The following is an 18,950-nucleotide window of genomic DNA, read 5'->3' as shown; positions in this document are numbered from 1 at the left end:
TCAACTGCAACTTATTTCCAAGGTATTGGCTTAGAACGTAAGCTGATACATCAACACCCTTATTCAGTACCCATACAATGCAATTAGTCGACTCTCATTGCCATATCAACTTTGACGAGTTGCATAAGCGCTTACCTGAACTATTAGAAAATGCCAAAGCAAATGACGTAGCGCACATGCTGTGCGTATCCGTCAATTTGGAAGACTTTCCGGAAGTAAAGTCTTTAGCCGATCAATACCCACATATTTTTGCCTCCGTTGGGGTTCATCCTTGCTATAAAGACGTAAAAGACCCCACAGTGGATGAGCTTGTCGAAATAGGGAAAGAAAACAATATCGTCGCCATAGGAGAGACTGGCCTGGATTACTTTCGAGTTGAAGATCAAGACATGAATTGGCAACGTGACCGGTTTGTCCGCCACATAGAGGCGGCAAAAATAGTCAATAAGCCCTTGATAATACATACCAGAAACGCGGCTGACGACACAATGCGGATACTTAAAGAACAAGGCGCTGATCAATGCAAAGGAGTAATGCATTGTTTTGCGGAGGACTGGGACACGGCACAAAAAGCGCTCGACCTAGGGTTCTACATATCCTTTTCAGGAATAGTGACCTTCAAAAGCGCAACAAATGTGCAAGAAGTGGCCAGAAAATGTCCACTGGATCGCGTCTTGGTTGAAACTGACGCACCATACCTTGCTCCTGTGCCGCTTCGCGGTAAAACCAATGAACCCGCATACGTCAGGCACACAGCACAATTTGTGGCTGACCTGAAAGGGGTTTCGCTCGAAGCGCTGGCAAACCAAACCACTGATAACTTCTTTCGGCTTTTTCCAGCCCAGCGCGAGCAATAAGCCAATATCACTCCAACCCCCCACAAAGGATTGGGTAATAAAACGGGAGGCTAATCTAAGTATTCCTCCCGTATCTTAGTGTAAGCTGTTTTTTTGAAACACTCGCAAATTGATAAATTCTTATCATTTAGGCCGCGCTGACGGTGCTATCTTAATCAATTAACTAAAACCAAAGCTCACTTATAATTGACTTTCAATAAAACCCATAAGGTATTGTATTTAAAGAAATTATATAAAACGAACCAAAAGGCGCACTAATGAAATCTGCTAACTGTGCGATGATTTTCATCATCACATTAATGATCACTTCTTGCGACAGAGAGCACCAAGCTCAAAGCAACCAGACGAACGACCAAAAGCTTAGTAATGAAAACCCAAAACAAAGCAACGCTTACCCTGAGCAAGTGTTTTGGGGAGACACACATCTACACACATCCAATTCAGTCGATGCCTTTGGGTTTGGCAACAGGCTCGATGCGGAACAGGCACTTAGATTTGCACGTGGGGAAGAGGTTACATCTACCAAGGGCATACAAGCGAAACTAAGCCGCCCGCTGGATTTTCTTGTTATATCAGATCACAGCGATGGATTGGGGGCGACCAAAGCCCTTTATGAAGCCCCAAGACTATTTGTTAGAGACCCCACCTTGAGGCGCTGGTGGGACATGATGCACGAGAGCGAAGAGGGCAGCCTCAAAGTCACAGCTGAATTGATTGATGGCGCCGCGAAGAAAACACTCCCAGAAGCCTTGTTGGATGAAGGAAGCCAGAGCAAGCGCATAAACAAACTATGGCGTGCCCACAACAAAACCGTTGACCGATACAATGAAGCGGGAAAGTTCAGCGCGTTCATTGGTTTCGAGTACACCCCAATGCCGCGTGGCAATAACTTGCATCGAGTGGTCATGTTCAGGGATTCAGCTAAGCAGGCCAATAAAGTGATGCCATTGTCCAGCATACAAAACCCCGATCCGGAACAGCTTTGGGCCTGGATGAAAAACTATGAGGACACGACGGGCGGAAGCATTCTAGCGATGCCTCATAACAGCAACGTGTCAAACGGTTTGATGTTCGCCATGACTCGCATGGATGGGTCGCCCATCGATAAAGCTTATGCGGAGACTCGAGCACGGTTTGAGCCCGTCGTGGAAGTAACTCAGATAAAAGGGGACAGTGAAACCCACCCCTTTCTATCACCCAACGACGAGTTTGCAGACTATGGTAACAACGGCTGGGAACAGTGCAATTTAAGCTGCACGGAGGATTCGGACAACGAAAGTAGGGCCGGCAGCTACGTCCGAGAAGCCCTAAAAAGAGGCTTAAAGTTAGAGCAAGATACTGGCGTCAACCCGTACGCCTTTGGCCTAATAGGATCAACAGACAGCCACACATCGCTGGCAACGGCCGACGAAAACAACTTTTACGGAAAACACACCGGAAACGAAATAAACGTCCAAAACAGAGCCCTGAGTGCGCAAAACCTTGGTTCCAGAATAGGGCGGTTTGGATGGCACTACCTATCCAGCGGGTACGCAGCGGCGTGGGCAAGAGAAAACACCAGAGAAGCCATCTTTGACGCTTTTAAACGAAGAGAAGTCTACGCCACTACGGGCCCAAGAGTGACCGTCAGAATGTTCGCAGGACATCAATTCACCCCTGCCGACTTAGGTGACAACATGGTAGCGTCGGGCTATAGAAATGGGGTCCCGATGGGAGGAGAGCTCCACCCCAAAGGAGATGCTGCTCCGCAGTTTCTGGTCAGAGCCACCATGGACCCAGAAGGCGCGACACTGGATCGAATTCAAATAATCAAAGGCTGGATCAACGAAGATGGCAACACTAAAGAAAAAATTTATGATATTGCTTGGTCCAATCCACAATCAAGAAAGCCTCAGAGCGATGGTGCATTGCCGCCCGTTGGAAACTCCGTGGACCTAAAAACTGGACAGTGGGATAACGCCATCGGCGCACCCGAACTCGAAACTCTCTGGGTAGACCCCAATTTTAACCCCAGACAAAGCGCGTTCTACTACGCTCGAATTCTTGAGATACCAACCCCTACATGGCCACTCTATGACGCCATTAAACACAACTTTGAACTGCCGAAAGACGTGGTAAAAGTCAGTCAAGAACGAGCTTATACCTCGCCAATTTGGTACCGACCCAATACCCAATAAAAATCGACCACGATGCACTACTTTTCGCTATTAGTTACATTCGTAAAAAATGAACCATTAACGCACTTTATCTTTGGTGCGTTGCTGATCTACGGTTATCTGAGCCACTTTTCAACGGCATCGCCTGATCACCCGTCAGACTCAAAAATTACAGTATCGAAATCGGATATAGAAAACCTAAAACAGAGTTGGATCAAACAAAGACACTCCAATCCCACATCAACACAGCTTCGAGGCTTAATTGAGACCCAAATTAGCGATGAGATTTATTACAGAGAAGCACTGAAATTAGGACTTGATCAAGAGGATTCTGTTGTCCGTAACCGAATGATTCAAAAAATGAAGTTCCTAACCGATCAAAGCATTACCGAGCCAAGTGACGCGCAATTAAAGAAGTGGATAGAAGATACGCCCACAAAGTACCAGCAAGATGCCAATTTTAGTTTTGAACAAATATACATCGGCACCACATTTAGCAAACAAAGCATGGATGCAGCCCTAATCGAGCTAAACGCCGGAATAATAACGGAGGATGTGTTTCGATCCGTCTGGCAAAAACCGTTAAGCATCCCGAAAAATGTAAACAGTAAATCGACCAGCGACATACGACGAATATATGGAGACACTTTTGTAAAAGAGCTTATAGCGCAAGCAAATAATGGCTCAAGCGGGGCTTGGTCAAGCCCTCTGCAAACCGCATTTGGCTATCATCTCATCAAAATCGACCAATCTAATAGAGACCCTCAAAGTTCCCTAAAGAGCAGTCAGGAGAGGGCGCTGATTGACCCTAAAACACGGAAGGCCGCACAGAACGACTGGATAAGTCACAAAAAACAAGAAGCACACCAAATGGCTATTCAAGCCCTCAAGAAGAACTACGACATCATTATTGTTGATTTCGAATGAGCAGAAAGGGCAGGCCACAGAGCTTTCTAAAATGGGCCTTTATAGCCATTACTTACATCCTAATTTTTACTGGAAAATCACTGTATGCCGATGAAATAAAACCCATCCTGATACAAGTTGAGCAGCACTCTCAGACGGACTGGATTGTAATATGGAAGCAGTCAAAATGGTCTACCAATGCCGGCAAGCTTAGATTACGTTACCCCGACGGGTGCCACGAAAAGGGCAGCTGGAAGCGAACCACACACAGCGAGCTTAGAGTCAAAACCGTCAGAATACGTTGTACAGACGGTGTTTGGAACAAAACATTTGAACTGGAAGGGCTGCAAAACACCCAAATTGATGCCCTTTTGCGCCTAAAATCTACCGATAAATCGCCAATTACAGCCCATTTGACCCGAAAAAAACCTTCGTTCACTACACCGGGTTTAAGTGATCAAGCTACTAAAAACTCATTTTCAAGCTATTTGACACTCGGATTTACCCACATACTCGAAGGCACGGATCACGTACTATTTATCATCTGTCTGACGCTACTGATTCCAGGATGGAAAAAGTTAACGATAACCATCACCGCATTTACGATCGCTCACAGCATCACGCTAGCTGCAAACACCCTAGGCTGGGTGACGTTAAACCCAAAACCAGTTGAAGCAATCATTGCACTCTCTATCATTTTTTTAGCCAAAGAATTACAAAGCTCTAATCGAAAAAGAGCCACATCGATCACTCAAAACCAGCCTTGGCTCGTCGTGTTTCTATTTGGACTGGTTCATGGTCTAGGGTTCGCTGGCGCTTTAGAACAAATTGGACTACCTGATCAAGACGTAGCTACGGCATTGATCGGTTTTAACATCGGGGTTGAACTTGGTCAGCTAATGATTGTTATTGCGACGCTCCTGACTTTCAACATATTTAAATTGTTCAACAACAACGGTTCGACAGCCTTAATCAACTTCGTTGCGTACAGCGTTGGTTCAATTTCTACATTTTGGTTGATAGAGCGAATCTTTTTCTAGAAAGAACAATCATCGCAAATTAAGCCGCGATTATAACTAAAAATTATCTAAGATAGATTCTAGAAAGATAAACTAAATCATTGAATTAAAAGAATTAAAAAGCTCAAGTGAATTCTTATTCAGCTGACGATATATCAAAAATTCTACATAATATTATTGTGCGCATAATATATATTATGTTAAATAGAATCAAAATGAAGGTACAGCCTGATTACACCTTTGAAATATGACGCTTAGATTTGAATATTCGTGACACATCGCATTGAATTTTACACATTGCCTTGAATAAATATCAGTTTATAAATACAGCTCTCTTTATGGAGAAAAACGGTAATTGGTCTACTACCCTCGCTTAGGTATTTGCTCTCCTTAGAAACAAAATTAAACCTCTCGCTCTGATCGCTTCAAAAAACCACATTAGACAAACCGGTATCTTGGGCATACAGTAAATACAAAGTCACAACTAATTTGGATTGGTTTTATGAGCACCGTTGATGAGATGATTGAGCAGGACAACATAGAGCTACGTAAAAAATATTTAGCAGAATTTCGATGTTACTCCGCCGATGAGATACAAGGCTTAGCGCCCGCTGACTCGAACGATACCCAGGATTGTGTCTCATTATGGGAAAACCAAAACAAGATTTTCTCCGTTAATAATGATGGCGTTGATGTTTTTCCAAGCTTTCAGTTTCATGATGGAAAACCGTTAGAGATCATTGAGCATTTATTGGCTCAAATGCCTGATGACATGAGCAATTGGCAAATAGCATATTGGTTTTCGTTCGAAAACGGCTATATCGAGGACAGGCGAGCTCCCAAAGATTCTTTTGATCTCAAGGATGATTTGGCTTCGGCGGTTAAAGCGTTATCCGAAGAAACCTATTGGTAAAGCTTATACTATATTAGCTAGCCCATTCCATGCACAACGTTGTTTTTCAGCGTATTTCGGGTGTTATAGTCCTTGACTTCTTTCTGCTGTAGAGTCACAAGCAGCCAAAATATTTAGCTGACGATACTCCGAATTAGCTCGTATTTATCTTAATTTTCTCAGCGTGCTATTTTACTCGTGACCTTTGATTACACTTTCTTTTTTATCTGGGCCCAGTATTTCTTTGCCAACACTAGAGTCAAGCCATTCTCGATCCTCATTTTCCGTTTTATAGTCGCCAGGTTTTAAGTCTTTCAACATTTTCTCTAAACTCAGCTTTGGATTGCTTTTATCGTCGCTCATATTTACCCTTTAGATTAGTTTAGCCATCCCGTGAACAGCGTTGTTTTTTAGCGAATCTCTTGTGTCGTAATATTTGACCATTTCGACCGTTGAGTGGCCCGTGGCGTTAATAATAGAAATGAAGTCTTCTTGGTTATTCAGCGCCATTTCAATAAATGATTTACGAAATGAATGTGGTGTCGCATTCTTACCATTTGCGACCTTAGCTACGACTCGTTTAACCAAGGTGTAAACGTAAGAAGAATTCAAAGGTTTATTTAGCCGTTTTGTCGCATTATTTCTTACTGGTGAAAAGACGTATTCTGAAATATGGTGGTATTCATCTTTATAAAGATTTAATTGGTCTAGTAAGCTTTTAGGCAGTGGTAGGAGCTTGTAAGAGCCGCCTTTTTGAAAAACGTTTACGCTGGAGGCGCCTTGGTCGATATCACTCCACTTAAGCCACACCAATTCATTTCTGCGCAATGCTAATACTGATAAGCAGCAGAACGCTAAGTAATCTCGAAATGCTGTTTGTGACTTTTTGCGACCTTTAGACATATGATTTAAGACATCTATGACTTCTGATCGCGTCAAACTCGGCGTCGTGCTTCTTCTATCAAATTTATGTGCTTGGTACTGATCAAGCGGATTTTTAGGATAGTTATACGCGTGCATTAGATATTTGAAAAAGCTCGATAATGAATACGCTTTGCGGTTAACCGTTTTTGGATTAATCGGCCTCCTCGTTTCATCATCATAATCGGTCGCGTTTTCTAGGAAGTCTTGAATTTGAGAGACGAGTTCAAAGAACGGTATCTGGCCTAATTCATTCAGCGTTTTTACATTAATCGACTCAAACAAGTCAGCAATATCTCGAGAATACGCGCGCCGCGTATTTTTTGAGCGTTTAGTAGCAACGAACTCATCAATTGCATTGTCTATGTCAATTGTTTCGCTATTTCCAACAATAGCTGTCTCAGAGCTTAAAATGAGGTCTTTTTTCATGCTGAAAATATAGCATAATTTAATACTGATAATTCAAGTTATCAGTATTAGTTTATGCATAAGTTTTACATCAATTACGATGAGCTTATTTAGGATTTGAATATTAATCACCACTCAAACCAGCCTTTTAATAAACTAGTCCTCGTCGTCCCACTCTTCTCGAAGCTCAGTCATCGCCTCGTTAATGTATTTGGACATTGATGCAACGCTCTCTTTCTCAGCATCTGTAAAATCCCCATCAAATTCTGGTTCGACTATATTTCCAAAAGAAATCAGATGCTTAATCATTTCGACATAAGAGAAAGAGCACTCGCCATTGTCTAACTGGTGGACAACTGAAATATTCTGGAATTCATCTTTTTTAAATTTAAGCTTCATCGTGCTCATCTCTGAAATCCTTTAAGTTGTATTTTTTTACACGCTTTCGTATCGAAGACTTACCGCCATCCGTCTCTCGTGCTATCAAGTCGATCATACTTTTGTCATCGATATAACCCTCTAGTACGTTTGCTCGAATTGTAATTACATTGTCTTCATTTTTACAAAAGACCACATTCTGAGCGTCTCCCAGCATCGGTATTGTTGCATTGTGCGAAACTAAAATAATTTGTTTGTTAGTTTTCGCTTTCATGATCGCTTTTATCAGTCCGTGATTAATATAAGACGTTGCTAGATTGTCCTCAGGTTGGTCAATTATTAGAGGCGCTGAATCATTCTTCCAACCTAGTATAAGATCTAAAATAATCGATGTTTTCCAGCCGGCACTTAATTGATCAAAGTGTTTACCGTCACTCGTTTCAATACGATATGACTTGCTATTCATCCGGTTGAATGCATCCTTGATGTGATTCTTAAGTTCATCGTAACTGGTGATTTTAGGGTTTTGCCGCCTGAAGTTTTCTTTAAACAATGTTTCAGGTTGAATCGAATCAAAATCAGTTAGTAAGTCTGCTTGCCGACGCGTCTGATTAATTACATCCAGCACAGACTCTTTTGTCAATTTGAATTCGTTATCTATGTAAAGCGTGTGACCGCTTGCGCGCACTTTACTAGTATCTATTTCGATTTTGGATCCTGCTATTCCCTCGAGAGAGTCTGAAAACTGCCGACTTAATCGGACATACTCTCTTAACTGCTCGATTAGTCTTTCAAAATTTTTACGTTTAAGAACGACCTCCCTATTTTTTTCAGCCATTGTCTCATTTAGCTCGCTCTCTTTTTCCTCTAAAACACTTCTGACGGTTCCTTCCAACTCAGAACGAAAAAGCGCCGCATTTAACTCTTCTTTTAACTTTTCGATTAGAGCCCTGTCATGATTGACGATAGGGTTTCTAGATAGAAAATCGTCGATCTCTTCTAGTGTGTTCCAATGCCTCTCATAAGTTGCTTGCGAATATTCAATAGCGCTGACAGTCCTATGGTCTGGCAGCAATTCCTTAATAGGGTTGGCTCGAATTTGCTCTTCTACTATTAAATGCGAAAGAGCCGGTATCGCTGCCAATGAGGATTGAAGGCCTTCAATTTTTTCAACGGCCTCAATCAACAAATCAAGTTGTCTATGTAATTTATTTAGCCCATTTTGTATAAGTTCAGTCTCATTTTTGTCCGATGGAAAAACGTTTTTTAGAATCTCAATACTGTCGATTGTGCTTTCTTTATCTCTGGGGTCACAAACTCTAACAATATAGTTTTGATCCAGATAGTGAGGGTGCTGACCTGCGGGGTTATCGACCTGAATATTCTCGACATCAAATGGGGTAGATAAATACGGGCTATCTCTAAAGTCTCCTTTGATTTGGCGACAAATTGAATCCACTAACAAAGATTTTCCGCTCGATGACCCACCGATTACGACATTTAGCCCTGCTGTTAATTTGATGTCGATATCGATGTGGTCATTTTTTAACTGTACGCCATGAATGCACTCCGCCCACCTATTTGGTTTTTCACCGTAAACCAGCCTCGACGATTCTGACAAACTAACACGTAGTCCATCATAAGTTGGCTCTGCTAGCATCCATGTTGGAACAAACGCGTTTGCTTGCCTTCCTGCTTTACCATTTGGGTAGTGCTCAGGGAAATAGTTATCCGTAGCAGTTACCAGGTTGATGACACCTTCCAAACCAAGTCGCTTAAAGTAATTCAGTGTTTGTTCAAGTAACTCGTTGCTGCGAGCAGTGAAACCATCAAAATGATTGTAGTAAACACTGCGCATTAAAGATCTATCAACCTTCTTATCTTTTGGGACAGATTTGTTGAAAGTCGAGTGATTTTGACCACCGTGAGGCATCAAAATGAAATCGTAGCCGTCAAAGCAATTAATGATGTCTTCAAGCTTCGGTATATCATCATTGTTTCCAACAATTTTCTTTGGAAAAAGATCATCGAGCTTTTCATTAACGTCGTCGATTACATCTTCAGTAATTTCCTCGAGTTTAAAAATAATGTGGCAATGATAAGGTCTGGCCTCATCAAAATTTCTGACGTGCAGTTCGACTCCTAAGAGCAGATGATCAATGATATTTATCGCTTTTAAGTAGGCCGTTTTGTTAACGAAATTATGGTCAGTGAGCGAAATCAAAAACTCGCTTCCATCTGCGATTTCTTCTATTTTCCTTTTAAGCGTGGCTACATCATAATCTTGATTGGGACTATTAGGGTTATTTGACGTATGTATGTGAAAATCAATGAAAACGGGGTTCATATCGTTTCTACTTATCTCGAATTATCTGATTTAGATATTCGTTAATAAGCTCGTAGGCAGATGTTACGTCGTCAGAAAAAATTTTTGACGTTTCCTTAAGTACTTCAGTTTCCATCATATTTTGTTGATTCCCCAAAATCACCAAATATTTATTTACCCTAAAGTACCAAACAACCCTCTTATAAAGCAATAGCACTACCCTACTCTGACAAACAATAGTCAAAGTTACTATAACGTCACTAAATCTCTAAAAGTCCACGCGATTTTTGCGCACTAGAATTTCAGATTCCCAGTGCACAAGAATCACAAACCAGTATTATTGCACCTGGCTCTCATGACGGTGAACCCACTCATAGAGAACGGGCAATACCAATAGAGTCAATATCGTCGACGAAATAATACCGCCTATCACCACGGTAGCGAGCGGACGCTGAACTTCGGCACCAGTTCCAGTGTTGAGCGCCATTGGTATAAAACCAAGACTGGCCACGAGCGCTGTCATCAGAACCGGTCTCAATCGAACCATGGCGCCATCGATGATTGATTTAGTCAACTCGCCCGTTTCTTGCCAGAGCTGGCGAATAAAAGAGAGCATGACTAGTCCATTTAACACCGCCACACCGGACAACGCAATAAATCCGACTCCTGCTGAGATCGACAATGGCATCCCGCGCAGGTAGAGAAACAAAATGCCGCCGGTCAGTGCTAATGGCACGCCGCTAAAAATGATCAATGCGTCTTTGACAGAAGAGAATGCGATTACCAGGATTCCAAGAATAACGAGCAACGTAAGAGGCACTACAACTGTTAGGCGTTGGCTGGCCGATTCCAATTGTTCGAAGGTTCCGCCATAGTCCAACCAGTACCCCGGCGGTATATTGCCCTGCTCTCGTACCGCTATTTTTACTTCGTCTACGAAACTGCCCAGATCGCGACCGCGTACATTGGCAGTCACCACTACGCGACGTTTGCCATTTTCGCGACTGATTTGTGCGGGTGCTGGCGCAATGTCGAGTGTGGCTACTTCTTCAAGCGGTACATAATCGCCATTCGGTAAAGGTACCGGTAAGTATTTCAAACCCTCGACATCTCGTCTTACCGTTTCAGGTAAACGGATGACAAGTTCAAAGCGCCGATCACCCTCATAAAGAATGCCCGCAGACTCACCTCCAATCGCAGCCGCCACCCAGTCTTGCAACTCAGACACATTCAGACCGTAACGGCCTAAGGCCGTTCGCTTAGGTATGATTGACAGGGTTGGAAGCCCCGTTACCTGCTCGACTCTCGCGTCAGCTGCACCTTTAATAGAGTTGACGATCGAAAGTACATCGTTCGCTGTCACGACTAATTGATCAAGGTCATCGCCGAAAACCTTGATTCCAAGATCAGCACGCACGCCTGAAATGAGTTCGTTAAACCGCATTTGAATCGGCTGCGTGAACTCGTAGTTGTTTCCAGGAAGCTCTTCTAGTGAGCCCTCCATTTCTTCTACAAGTTCAGCCTTCGTTTTGGATGGATTCGGCCATTCGCTACGAGGCTTCAAAATAACAAAATTGTCTGCCACATTTGGTGGCATAGGGTCGGTCGCGACCTCAGCGGTGCCGATGCGAGCAAACACCTTATCGACCTCCGGAAACGATTTGATTCTCTGCTCCAAGATGGCCTGCATTTCGACTGCCTGCTCAAGGCCTGTGCCCGGAATACGCATCGCGTGCAGTGCGATATCGCCCTCGTTCAGTTGCGGAACGAATTCAGAGCCCAGCGTTGACGCTAACCAGACACTGAAAATAACCAGCGCACTCGCACCACCGACAACGGCTAGTCGAAACTTCATCGCTAGTCTTAGCACCGGCTCATAAATCTGCTTAGACTTCACGATGATGACGCTTTCCTTTTCGCTGATTTCGCCATTCATAAAAACTGCTACCGCAGCAGGCACCACCGTCAAGGATAAAACCATGGCAGATAGCAATGCCATAACGACAGTAGCGGCCATCGGATGAAACATCTTGCCCTCAACACCTGTCAAACTGAAGATCGGAATATAGACAATCGTGATAATCGCGACGCCGAATAAACTGGGTTTGATGACCTCAGACGTTGCTTCAAAAACGGTCTCTAATCGCTCGCGTAAGTTTTGTCTGCCCTGCTGATGTTGCGCCTCGCTGAGCCGCCGCACCGCGTTTTCAACGATGATCACTGCGCCATCAACGATCAAGCCGAAGTCGAGCGCGCCGAGGCTCATTAGGTTGGCGGAAACTCCTGTTCTGACCATCCCTGTGATGGTCATCAGCATCGACAGTGGAATAACCGCGGCGGTGATTAACGCTGCACGAAGATTCCCGAGCAGTAAAAACAACACCACGACCACTAAAAGTGCGCCCTCTAAAAGATTTTTCGTTACAGTCGCAATTGCCTTATCAACCAGCGCAGTGCGATCGTAAACAGCCTCCAGGACGACGCCTTTTGGTATCGACGCTTGAATGTCGTCGAGCTTCGCCGCTACATCTTGTGCCACCTGGCGAGAATTCTCGCCGATCAGCATCATTGCCGTGCCAAGCACTGTTTCGACACCATCTCGCGTCGCAGCACCCGTGCGAAGCTCTTTGCCTATGGCAATGTCCGCCACGTCCTTGACCATAACTGGTACGGAATTCTTCTCAGTGATGATAACGCTAGCAATATCATCAAGCGTCGCGAGTTGCCCCGGTGATCGGACTAAGAGCTGTTGACCATTTCGCTCGATATACCCTGCCCCGCGATTGTCGTTATTGGTTTGCAGTGCTTGAACCACATCCTCAAGACTCACCTGGTGGTAGAGGAGTTTTGTTAGATCTGGAGTGACGTGGTACTGCTTATTGTATCCGCCGATGCTATTAACCTCGACAACACCTTTGACCTGAGCGAGCTGAGGTTTGACGATCCAGTCTTGTATTTCTCGAAGTGCGGTAGCGGTGTAAGGTTCACCATTAGACATTCGTGCGTCAGGTTCGGCCTGCACGGTATACATGAATATCTCGCCTAAACCCGTTGAGATTGGTCCCATTTCCGGCTCTAGACCTGGCGGTAATGCGCTCTTAATTGATCCTAATTTAGCGTTGATGAGATTACGCGCAAAATAGATGTCGGTGCCCTCTTCAAACACGACTGTGACTTGAGACAATCCATAGCGCGACAACGATCTTGTATACGAAAGCTTGGGTAATCCCGCAAGGGCTGTCTCAACGGGGTATGTGATCCGCTGTTCTGCCTCAAGCGGTGAATAGCCGGGCGCAGAGGTGTTGATTTGGACTTGAACGTTGGTGATATCTGGCACGGCGTCAATCGGTAGCTTTTGATAGCTCCAGATACCGACACCAACGATGAGGAATATGCTGCATAAAAACAGCGCGCGTCGCTCGATCGCGAGGCGCAAGATTGCGTTAATCATTGTGCGCCCCTAGTGATCGTGTTCAGCTTCGGATTTTTCCAAATCAGCTTTAAGTAAATAACTGTTATCGCTGACATACTCACTTCCCTCGGCAAGACCCGCAAGGACCTCAACAAACGCATCGTCTTGCCTACCCAGTACCAGGGGTGTAAACGAGTATGTTTCTCCATCTTTAACAAAGACACCTTGCCGACCTTCAATTTCTTGAATCGCGTTTCTACTCACCGCTAAGTCAGCGGAAAGTTGACCAGTAACAATGTGTGCTTGCACCATCAAACCTGGAACCAGTGTTTGGTCGGTATTCTTCAGTTTGATACGTGCCAGCTGATACGGGGTATCCAGCGACGGAACAACATGATCAATCTTGGCATCGATGCGGTTCTCTCTATCCAAAATGCGCACTGCTTGTCCTTCGCGAACGGAGGATTGACGCGATGGGAAGACTCGCAGTTCAGCCCAAAGCGTATCTAAATTTGCGATTGAAAAGAGCACTTGATCTTGGGTAAATTCGCCCGTATTCGCGTGCCTTTGCATAATTCGACCTGATATGGGGGCACGAATCCTATAGACCTTGAGGCTGTCATTCGATTCCACCTCGGCGAGTAAATCTCCTGTTTTGACGCGATCTCCAATGGTCACGGCTACGGATTTAATCAAGCCTTCAAATCGAGCTCGAACATGACTGATTTGTTCTGGACCGGAGATAAGCGACCCGTAGAGTGGAATTGATTGCTCAAGTGTTTGCGATGCTGCTGCTGAGGTTACAATCCATAGCTGTTGCGCCATGTCGGCTTCGATACGGCTAAAATTTTCCTGACTTTCTTTGTGCTCCTTGGTCGAATGATCACCTGCGGAATACGCAGGCATAGCACCCAGCGTAACAATGGTAGTAATAAGAATGACTATCTGTTTCATGATGTTTGGTCCTCGAGTTGATAACATTCATCAATCTCGGAAATTAGGTTATTGGTTCAGTGCTTGGCCTGTTAATTTCTCGATGAGTGCCTGACTGATTAACGCGGTCGACGCGGTGTCGATCAACGACTGCTTGGCTGCCAAAAGCTCTTCTTGAGCCGCTACAAGCTCAACGTATCGATAACGGCCGTTTTCATACGCACGACGGGTCAACTCAAGTGCACTTGTAAGTGCAGGGATGGCGGTGTCCTTAATTTTTCGCACTGCCTCAATGTTTTGATTTCTCAGCGAATAGGCCTGGAACAAATCGCCGCGCAAACGAAGTAATGCGAACTTTCTAGCCGACTGCGCTGAATCGCGCGCTGCAAGTGCTGCATCCAAATCACCTTGATTGCGTTTGCCCGCAAAAAGCGGCAATGAAAAACCAACGACAAACCCTGTATCATTTGATTCCTCAAAGCGCCTTACGCCGACTTGCCAATTCAGATCACTGCGCCCTTTCGAACGCGCCAAGGCGACCTTCGCCTCTTGCATTCGGGTCTCGCTGGCAAACACTTCCATGGCTGGAGATGTTTTGACGCGATCGTACAGCTGGTCAAAACTTCCAGCTTGTTCATAGTCAAATAAATCCCCATCTAACCGTTCGAACGAAGCCTCTGCCTCTCCCCAAAACTGGGCTAACATCATTTTTTGGCGTTCAAGTTGATTCCGCTGTGAATCAAGTCGAATCTCCGCACGAACCAGAGACGCTCTAGCTCGCATCACCTCGGCCTCAGAAGTAGCGCCCTTCGCCGCCTTGGATTTAACGGTTTTGAGCAGAGACTGAGATAAAACGAGAGACTCTTCAGCAAGCTCAACATTCGCTTGCGTCAATAGCCCCTCGATAAACGACGTCGTCAACGCGCCGAGCACATCCAACGTTGCCGCTTGACGCTGCCATGTGTACTGATCAAAGCGCGAGTCGGCGAGTGCGAGTCGTGCTTGGCGTTTACCGCCCAACTCAATGACGGATGATAGCGCCACGGTCGTTTCTGCTGAATCGAGTCCTTCGTTCACTCCTGATCCTGCGATATTTTCAATCTCGGCACCGAGCTCTAAGCCTGGACGTAACGAACTGGTTTGTCTTTGAGCCTTTAAGATCACCTCAGTGAATTTAAATTGATACAGCTCGGGGTTGTTCTCGAGAGTGAGCCGCAGTGCTTGATTGAGGTTTAAATTCTCAGATGCCTGCGCCGCACCGCTAAACACGGAGGCACAGGCCATTAGTAATACGAGACTCAAACTAATCGGTCTCACTCCGTTTAAATTAGTGACTAACATGAATTTTCCTAACAGATTGGAACGAGTCCGATCGACGTATATGGTCGATTCGGCCAATGATCCTATGGATATTTTCAATTTATGGAGGATGAGCGCGTTTATGTTTCTCGGCGTGTCAGTTCAACCCGAAACGTGGAGTGACTGATTTAGTCAGTGCACGTCTACGCTCTAATTACGTGAAATTGACGCGTTTAAACGCAGGCTATGCAAAGCTAATTCGCCGACGGGTCATCTTCCATAAATTATGCGAACGACAAATGCGATCAGAACCATTAACGAGGTTTAGAAGCGCACGCGCCGTGACATAAAGGAAAATGCGCTAGGCGTTGGGAGGGGGTGTTGGAGGCCCCGATGCTGGGCCACTTTTACCGATCTGGTGATAGAAATGAGTTTCAATCGAACAAAACTGAGTATTGGGAGAGTTATCTGCCGAGAGGTTGCTAGCATGAGTGTGGCAACAGTGTTGGCAGTGCGTATCGTCATGCGCATCATCCGTGTGCGCAGCCGTGTCAGCGCTTAGAGTAATTTCTAAGCCCGAATCTTGGTGGAATAGCTCGCCCACGTCACTCATGGCCGCTTGAATATTCATCAGCAGCAATAAAGTGGTAATTAAATAAGTGACGGTAGTTCGACTCATGATTTTAGTATAACGCAAGTTTATGAAATTAAGGTGTGGTTTTACAAGAATCGTCAATCTGCGAAATAGCCGGCTCTTCAGACGTAACCCGCATTTCTTGAAACGCGAGCTTTAAAATTGTGTAAGCCGCACTTAAGCTCAACGAGGCGATTATCATGGCCACAACCAAGTCTGGCCAACGTGAAGCAGTCGCCGTTACACCAACGGCTGCGATCAGTACAGCCACGTTACCGATCGCATCATTCCGACTGCAAAGCCAGATGGATTGCATGTTCGAATCGCCATCTCGGAATCGATACAACATTACGGCCACGGACATATTGGCAACCAACGCCATGAGTGCGATCGACCCCATAATCATGGGCTCGGGCTCACTCCCGATAAATACTCGATACAATGCGGCCCCGATTACCCAAAGGCCGAATAATCCCATCGTCAAACCTTTAACCACGGAGGCTCGCGCTCGCAAGTGGAGTGCCATTCCCAGCACAAATAGGCTGATAGCATAGTTTGCCGCATCACCAAAAAAATCAAGTGCGTCTGCCTGTAGAGACATCGAATCACCAACGTGACTCGCGATGATCTCGACAAAGAACATGAGTAAATTAACCAATAAGGCGATCCAAAGGACTTTTCGAAAAACAGGATTTTGACTCTGATCCTTTGTGGCTACAGAGCAGTCATTACATGCGACCATTATTCGTCCTCCACACCATGTGGCTCTGATACGTGTGCAGCCATATCTTCTATTACACACTGAACATGTTGATCAGCTGCTACGTAAAATACTTGCTTTCCCCGCCGCTCAGCACGAACCATGCGGGCAGCTTTAAGGAGTCGTAAGTGATGACTCACTAATGATTGAGAGAGTTCGAGCTGATCTGCGATATGACTCACACTGATCGGCTCATGAAGACAACTCAATATGATCCTAAGACGGCTGGTGTCTCCCATCATGCTAAATAAGTCAGCAAGCTGAGGAACAAGCTCTTCGGAAATAAGGCTATTAGTTGAGGTTTTAGTTTTATTGGTCATTTTACAAATACACACTTGAATACATATTCATATGTTTGCATAATGGATTCGTCCAGTCAATATTGTTGTGTGAGGTTTTTACAATGGCGTTACTTCTTATCTTGTTATTTCTCGTTTTTGCCGTGTTTCTGCGCATCGCTGTGCAATGGTATCGAACCAATGATTTGGGTCTTAGAGCGGCGTCACTCAATGCGCCACTTATGGAAATCTTTCCTGGGACGATCTTTGTCCTTTCCTTTTGCGTTGCTCTGGTGATTTCTGCGCTTGCCTTCCTTGAAATGCTTTCGCCTATTGTGGTCTTACCGAATCTGATTCGATGGCTCTTTTTTGCGGTGGGACTAATCGGTATCACAACGGCCGTTATTTCGCAGAACCAGATGGGTGATTCCTGGAGGATCGGTGTGGACCAACAAGAGACCACGGATTTGAAAACCAATGGACTATACGCACGATCGAGAAACCCAATTTACTTCGGAATACTGCTTTTTTGGATGGGGCTGTGTGGAACCTTTGTTCAACCAATTCTGCTCGCTTCAGCCGCAGTTTGCTGGATTTGCATTGAATTGATCGTCCGTAAAATCGAGGAGCCTTATCTCGTGAGGATTCATGGAGATGCATTTACACAGTACGCGAAAAGAACGAAACGATATTCGCTGATTTGAGCTATTTATACGGTTAGCTTTAGAAGATAGATAGAGGGCAAAAGGGGTTTAAAGCAACTATCTAACCAGTAAGGCAACCCCTCTAAATTGTTTTAGATAAATGAGAGAACATAATTATGACACCTAAATTGGAATCTGCTTTCAAACAAGAAATGCAATTAGCGAAGCGCCTCTTTGAGAGCAGAGATTATTCACGATGCTTTAAACACCTTGAAAGAGCCCATGTCCTTGGTCAAAGCTATTACTTACCGCACGTATTGAGTCACTATTGGATGCTTAGGGTAGGCCTAAGGCAAAGAAATAGTAGGGAGATAGTAGGACAACTATTACGTATTTTAGGATCAGCTGGTTCATTAGTCGGCTGGATTCCAATTGGGAACACTGGTGGAGCCAATGTTAGTCCTTTCAAATCAATGACTGTACCAAGCGATCTAAAATTACATTTCGATGAATAAACTACTTACAGGTTTACCTTAGAGCAACTTTTCGCCTCGTACCGTAAGCGCCCCCTTTCTGCGAGCTGCGATGCAACGATTTTGAACTGGCGACTTCGGCCTCAGAGCAGCGTCATTAGATGCACCGTTAGTCGAAATTCTTTCTGGTACCCTCTTTATATTGTCGTTTGCCAGTGCCTTGGTCTTGATAACACTTGGAGAGCTGAGCCATGTCACACCGATTACCAGATTTTCTAACACCCTAGAGTGGTTGTTTTTCACACTGGGCGTAACTGGCGTGGTGATCACCGTGGTGTCACAGCATCAGATGGGGGATTCATGGCGGATAGGCGTTGACCAAACTGAGACTACGGCGTTTAAAACAAGTGGTCTTTATGCACGATCAAGAAACCCTATTTACTTTGGCATACTGCTTTTTTGGATCGGGTTATGTGGCCTATTTCCGCACCCCCTACTCTGGCTTTGCGCGGTGATTTGTTGGTGTTGCATTGAAGTTATCGTGCGAAAAATCGAAGAACCTTATTTGAGAAGACTGCACGGTGATCAGTTCGATACCTATCTGGAAAGCACGAATCGGTATCGATTGCTATAACACGAGTACACTGCTTCGAC

Annotated in this window: 19 protein-coding genes; 9 read left to right on the top strand and 10 right to left on the bottom strand. The window is 44.8% G+C overall.

Annotation, left to right across the window (positions count from 1 at the left end):
* The first annotated feature begins 77 nt into the window (after positions 1-77).
* The 5 genes from ABWW54_RS06605 (at position 78) to ABWW54_RS06585 (ending at position 5,851) form a co-directional block, all read left to right on the top strand.
* Positions 78-857, top strand: coding sequence for a TatD family hydrolase (locus tag ABWW54_RS06605; protein ID WP_353411391.1), 780 nt, complete (start codon positions 78-80; stop codon positions 855-857).
* A gap of 257 nt (positions 858-1,114) precedes the next feature.
* Positions 1,115-3,034 (top strand): DUF3604 domain-containing protein, encoded by a 1,920-nt coding sequence (locus ABWW54_RS06600; protein WP_353411389.1) that lies wholly within the window; start codon positions 1,115-1,117, stop codon positions 3,032-3,034.
* Positions 3,035-3,046: 12 nt separating this feature from the next.
* On the top strand, positions 3,047-3,940 hold the full coding sequence (locus tag ABWW54_RS06595; RefSeq protein ID WP_353411386.1) for a peptidylprolyl isomerase: 894 nt from the start codon (positions 3,047-3,049) through the stop codon (positions 3,938-3,940).
* A complete protein-coding gene (locus ABWW54_RS06590) occupies positions 3,937-4,959 on the top strand; it encodes a HupE/UreJ family protein (protein WP_353411384.1) in 1,023 nt (340 codons plus the stop codon). Before ABWW54_RS06595 ends, ABWW54_RS06590 begins: the two co-directional genes overlap by 4 nt.
* Before the next feature lie 481 nt (positions 4,960-5,440).
* On the top strand, positions 5,441-5,851 hold the full coding sequence (locus tag ABWW54_RS06585) for a hypothetical protein (protein WP_353411382.1): 411 nt from the start codon (positions 5,441-5,443) through the stop codon (positions 5,849-5,851).
* A gap of 171 nt (positions 5,852-6,022) precedes the next feature.
* Here ABWW54_RS06585 and ABWW54_RS06580 read toward each other — a convergent pair whose 3' ends face one another.
* From ABWW54_RS06580 to ABWW54_RS06550, 7 genes are all read right to left on the bottom strand, one after another.
* Positions 6,023-6,193 carry a histone H3 family protein gene (locus tag ABWW54_RS06580; protein ID WP_353411380.1) on the bottom strand — a complete coding sequence of 57 codons (171 nt, stop codon included), beginning with the start codon at positions 6,191-6,193 and terminating at the stop codon, positions 6,023-6,025.
* Between the two features lie 9 nt (positions 6,194-6,202).
* Positions 6,203-7,180 (bottom strand): tyrosine-type recombinase/integrase, encoded by a 978-nt coding sequence (locus ABWW54_RS06575; RefSeq protein WP_353411378.1) that lies wholly within the window; start codon positions 7,178-7,180, stop codon positions 6,203-6,205.
* Between the two features lie 135 nt (positions 7,181-7,315).
* Positions 7,316-7,558 carry a hypothetical protein gene (locus tag ABWW54_RS06570; RefSeq protein ID WP_353411377.1) on the bottom strand — a complete coding sequence of 81 codons (243 nt, stop codon included), beginning with the start codon at positions 7,556-7,558 and terminating at the stop codon, positions 7,316-7,318.
* Entirely contained in the window at positions 7,548-9,884 is a 2,337-nt protein-coding gene (locus ABWW54_RS06565) for an ATPase (RefSeq protein ID WP_353411375.1), read from the bottom strand. Before ABWW54_RS06565 ends, ABWW54_RS06570 begins: the two co-directional genes overlap by 11 nt.
* 316 nt (positions 9,885-10,200) lie before the next feature.
* Complete coding sequence (locus ABWW54_RS06560; RefSeq protein ID WP_353411373.1) at positions 10,201-13,314, bottom strand: efflux RND transporter permease subunit; 3,114 nt, start codon at positions 13,312-13,314, stop codon at positions 10,201-10,203.
* Positions 13,315-13,323: 9 nt separating this feature from the next.
* On the bottom strand, positions 13,324-14,229 hold the full coding sequence (locus ABWW54_RS06555; protein ID WP_353411371.1) for an efflux RND transporter periplasmic adaptor subunit: 906 nt from the start codon (positions 14,227-14,229) through the stop codon (positions 13,324-13,326).
* A gap of 48 nt (positions 14,230-14,277) precedes the next feature.
* Positions 14,278-15,549, bottom strand: coding sequence for a TolC family protein (locus ABWW54_RS06550; RefSeq protein ID WP_353411369.1), 1,272 nt, complete (start codon positions 15,547-15,549; stop codon positions 14,278-14,280).
* Between ABWW54_RS06550 and ABWW54_RS06545 the strand changes: the two genes are divergently transcribed.
* Positions 15,548-15,694 carry a hypothetical protein gene (locus ABWW54_RS06545; RefSeq protein WP_353411367.1) on the top strand — a complete coding sequence of 49 codons (147 nt, stop codon included), beginning with the start codon at positions 15,548-15,550 and terminating at the stop codon, positions 15,692-15,694. The genes ABWW54_RS06550 and ABWW54_RS06545 overlap by 2 nt on opposite strands.
* A gap of 174 nt (positions 15,695-15,868) precedes the next feature.
* Here the strand turns inward: ABWW54_RS06545 and ABWW54_RS06540 are convergent, their stop codons facing one another.
* The 3 genes from ABWW54_RS06540 to ABWW54_RS06530 are packed head-to-tail and all read right to left on the bottom strand — an operon-like array spanning position 15,869 to position 17,221.
* Positions 15,869-16,186, bottom strand: coding sequence for a hypothetical protein (locus ABWW54_RS06540; RefSeq protein WP_353411365.1), 318 nt, complete (start codon positions 16,184-16,186; stop codon positions 15,869-15,871).
* Positions 16,187-16,214: 28 nt separating this feature from the next.
* Complete coding sequence (locus ABWW54_RS06535) at positions 16,215-16,883, bottom strand: cation efflux transmembrane domain-containing protein (protein WP_353411363.1); 669 nt, start codon at positions 16,881-16,883, stop codon at positions 16,215-16,217.
* Positions 16,883-17,221 (bottom strand): ArsR/SmtB family transcription factor, encoded by a 339-nt coding sequence (locus tag ABWW54_RS06530; RefSeq protein WP_353411361.1) that lies wholly within the window; start codon positions 17,219-17,221, stop codon positions 16,883-16,885. Before ABWW54_RS06530 ends, ABWW54_RS06535 begins: the two co-directional genes overlap by 1 nt.
* A gap of 83 nt (positions 17,222-17,304) precedes the next feature.
* Between ABWW54_RS06530 and ABWW54_RS06525 the strand changes: the two genes are divergently transcribed.
* From ABWW54_RS06525 to ABWW54_RS06515, 3 genes are all read left to right on the top strand, one after another.
* Positions 17,305-17,883, top strand: coding sequence for a methyltransferase family protein (locus ABWW54_RS06525; protein ID WP_353411359.1), 579 nt, complete (start codon positions 17,305-17,307; stop codon positions 17,881-17,883).
* Between the two features lie 116 nt (positions 17,884-17,999).
* A complete protein-coding gene (locus ABWW54_RS06520; protein ID WP_353411357.1) occupies positions 18,000-18,338 on the top strand; it encodes a DUF3703 domain-containing protein in 339 nt (112 codons plus the stop codon).
* 184 nt (positions 18,339-18,522) lie between these two features.
* Positions 18,523-18,930, top strand: a complete 408-nt coding sequence (locus ABWW54_RS06515; protein ID WP_353411355.1) for a methyltransferase family protein — start codon at positions 18,523-18,525, stop codon at positions 18,928-18,930.
* Positions 18,931-18,950 lie beyond the last annotated feature (20 nt).

Source organism: Arenicella sp. 4NH20-0111 (assembly GCF_040366405.1).
Lineage (GTDB): Bacteria > Pseudomonadota > Gammaproteobacteria > Arenicellales > Arenicellaceae > Arenicella.
The sequence above is the reverse complement of the archived record's forward strand: the minus strand, read 5'-3'. Positions and strand labels throughout refer to the sequence as shown.

Coding starts and splice junctions, on each gene's coding strand:
- ABWW54_RS06550 (WP_353411369.1), bottom strand. CDS start 15,549: ATGTTAGTCACTAATTTAAACGGAGTGAGACCGATTAGTTTGAGTCTC.
- ABWW54_RS06525 (WP_353411359.1), top strand. CDS start 17,305: ATGGCGTTACTTCTTATCTTGTTATTTCTCGTTTTTGCCGTGTTTCTG.
- ABWW54_RS06545 (WP_353411367.1), top strand. CDS start 15,548: ATGAATTTTCCTAACAGATTGGAACGAGTCCGATCGACGTATATGGTC.
- ABWW54_RS06560 (WP_353411373.1), bottom strand. CDS start 13,314: ATGATTAACGCAATCTTGCGCCTCGCGATCGAGCGACGCGCGCTGTTT.
- ABWW54_RS06520 (WP_353411357.1), top strand. CDS start 18,000: ATGACACCTAAATTGGAATCTGCTTTCAAACAAGAAATGCAATTAGCG.
- ABWW54_RS06570 (WP_353411377.1), bottom strand. CDS start 7,558: ATGAAGCTTAAATTTAAAAAAGATGAATTCCAGAATATTTCAGTTGTC.
- ABWW54_RS06530 (WP_353411361.1), bottom strand. CDS start 17,221: ATGACCAATAAAACTAAAACCTCAACTAATAGCCTTATTTCCGAAGAG.
- ABWW54_RS06555 (WP_353411371.1), bottom strand. CDS start 14,229: ATGAAACAGATAGTCATTCTTATTACTACCATTGTTACGCTGGGTGCT.
- ABWW54_RS06595 (WP_353411386.1), top strand. CDS start 3,047: ATGCACTACTTTTCGCTATTAGTTACATTCGTAAAAAATGAACCATTA.
- ABWW54_RS06585 (WP_353411382.1), top strand. CDS start 5,441: ATGAGCACCGTTGATGAGATGATTGAGCAGGACAACATAGAGCTACGT.
- ABWW54_RS06605 (WP_353411391.1), top strand. CDS start 78: ATGCAATTAGTCGACTCTCATTGCCATATCAACTTTGACGAGTTGCAT.
- ABWW54_RS06580 (WP_353411380.1), bottom strand. CDS start 6,193: ATGAGCGACGATAAAAGCAATCCAAAGCTGAGTTTAGAGAAAATGTTG.
- ABWW54_RS06535 (WP_353411363.1), bottom strand. CDS start 16,883: ATGGTCGCATGTAATGACTGCTCTGTAGCCACAAAGGATCAGAGTCAA.
- ABWW54_RS06540 (WP_353411365.1), bottom strand. CDS start 16,186: ATGAGTCGAACTACCGTCACTTATTTAATTACCACTTTATTGCTGCTG.
- ABWW54_RS06575 (WP_353411378.1), bottom strand. CDS start 7,180: ATGAAAAAAGACCTCATTTTAAGCTCTGAGACAGCTATTGTTGGAAAT.
- ABWW54_RS06600 (WP_353411389.1), top strand. CDS start 1,115: ATGAAATCTGCTAACTGTGCGATGATTTTCATCATCACATTAATGATC.
- ABWW54_RS06565 (WP_353411375.1), bottom strand. CDS start 9,884: ATGAACCCCGTTTTCATTGATTTTCACATACATACGTCAAATAACCCT.
- ABWW54_RS06590 (WP_353411384.1), top strand. CDS start 3,937: ATGAGCAGAAAGGGCAGGCCACAGAGCTTTCTAAAATGGGCCTTTATA.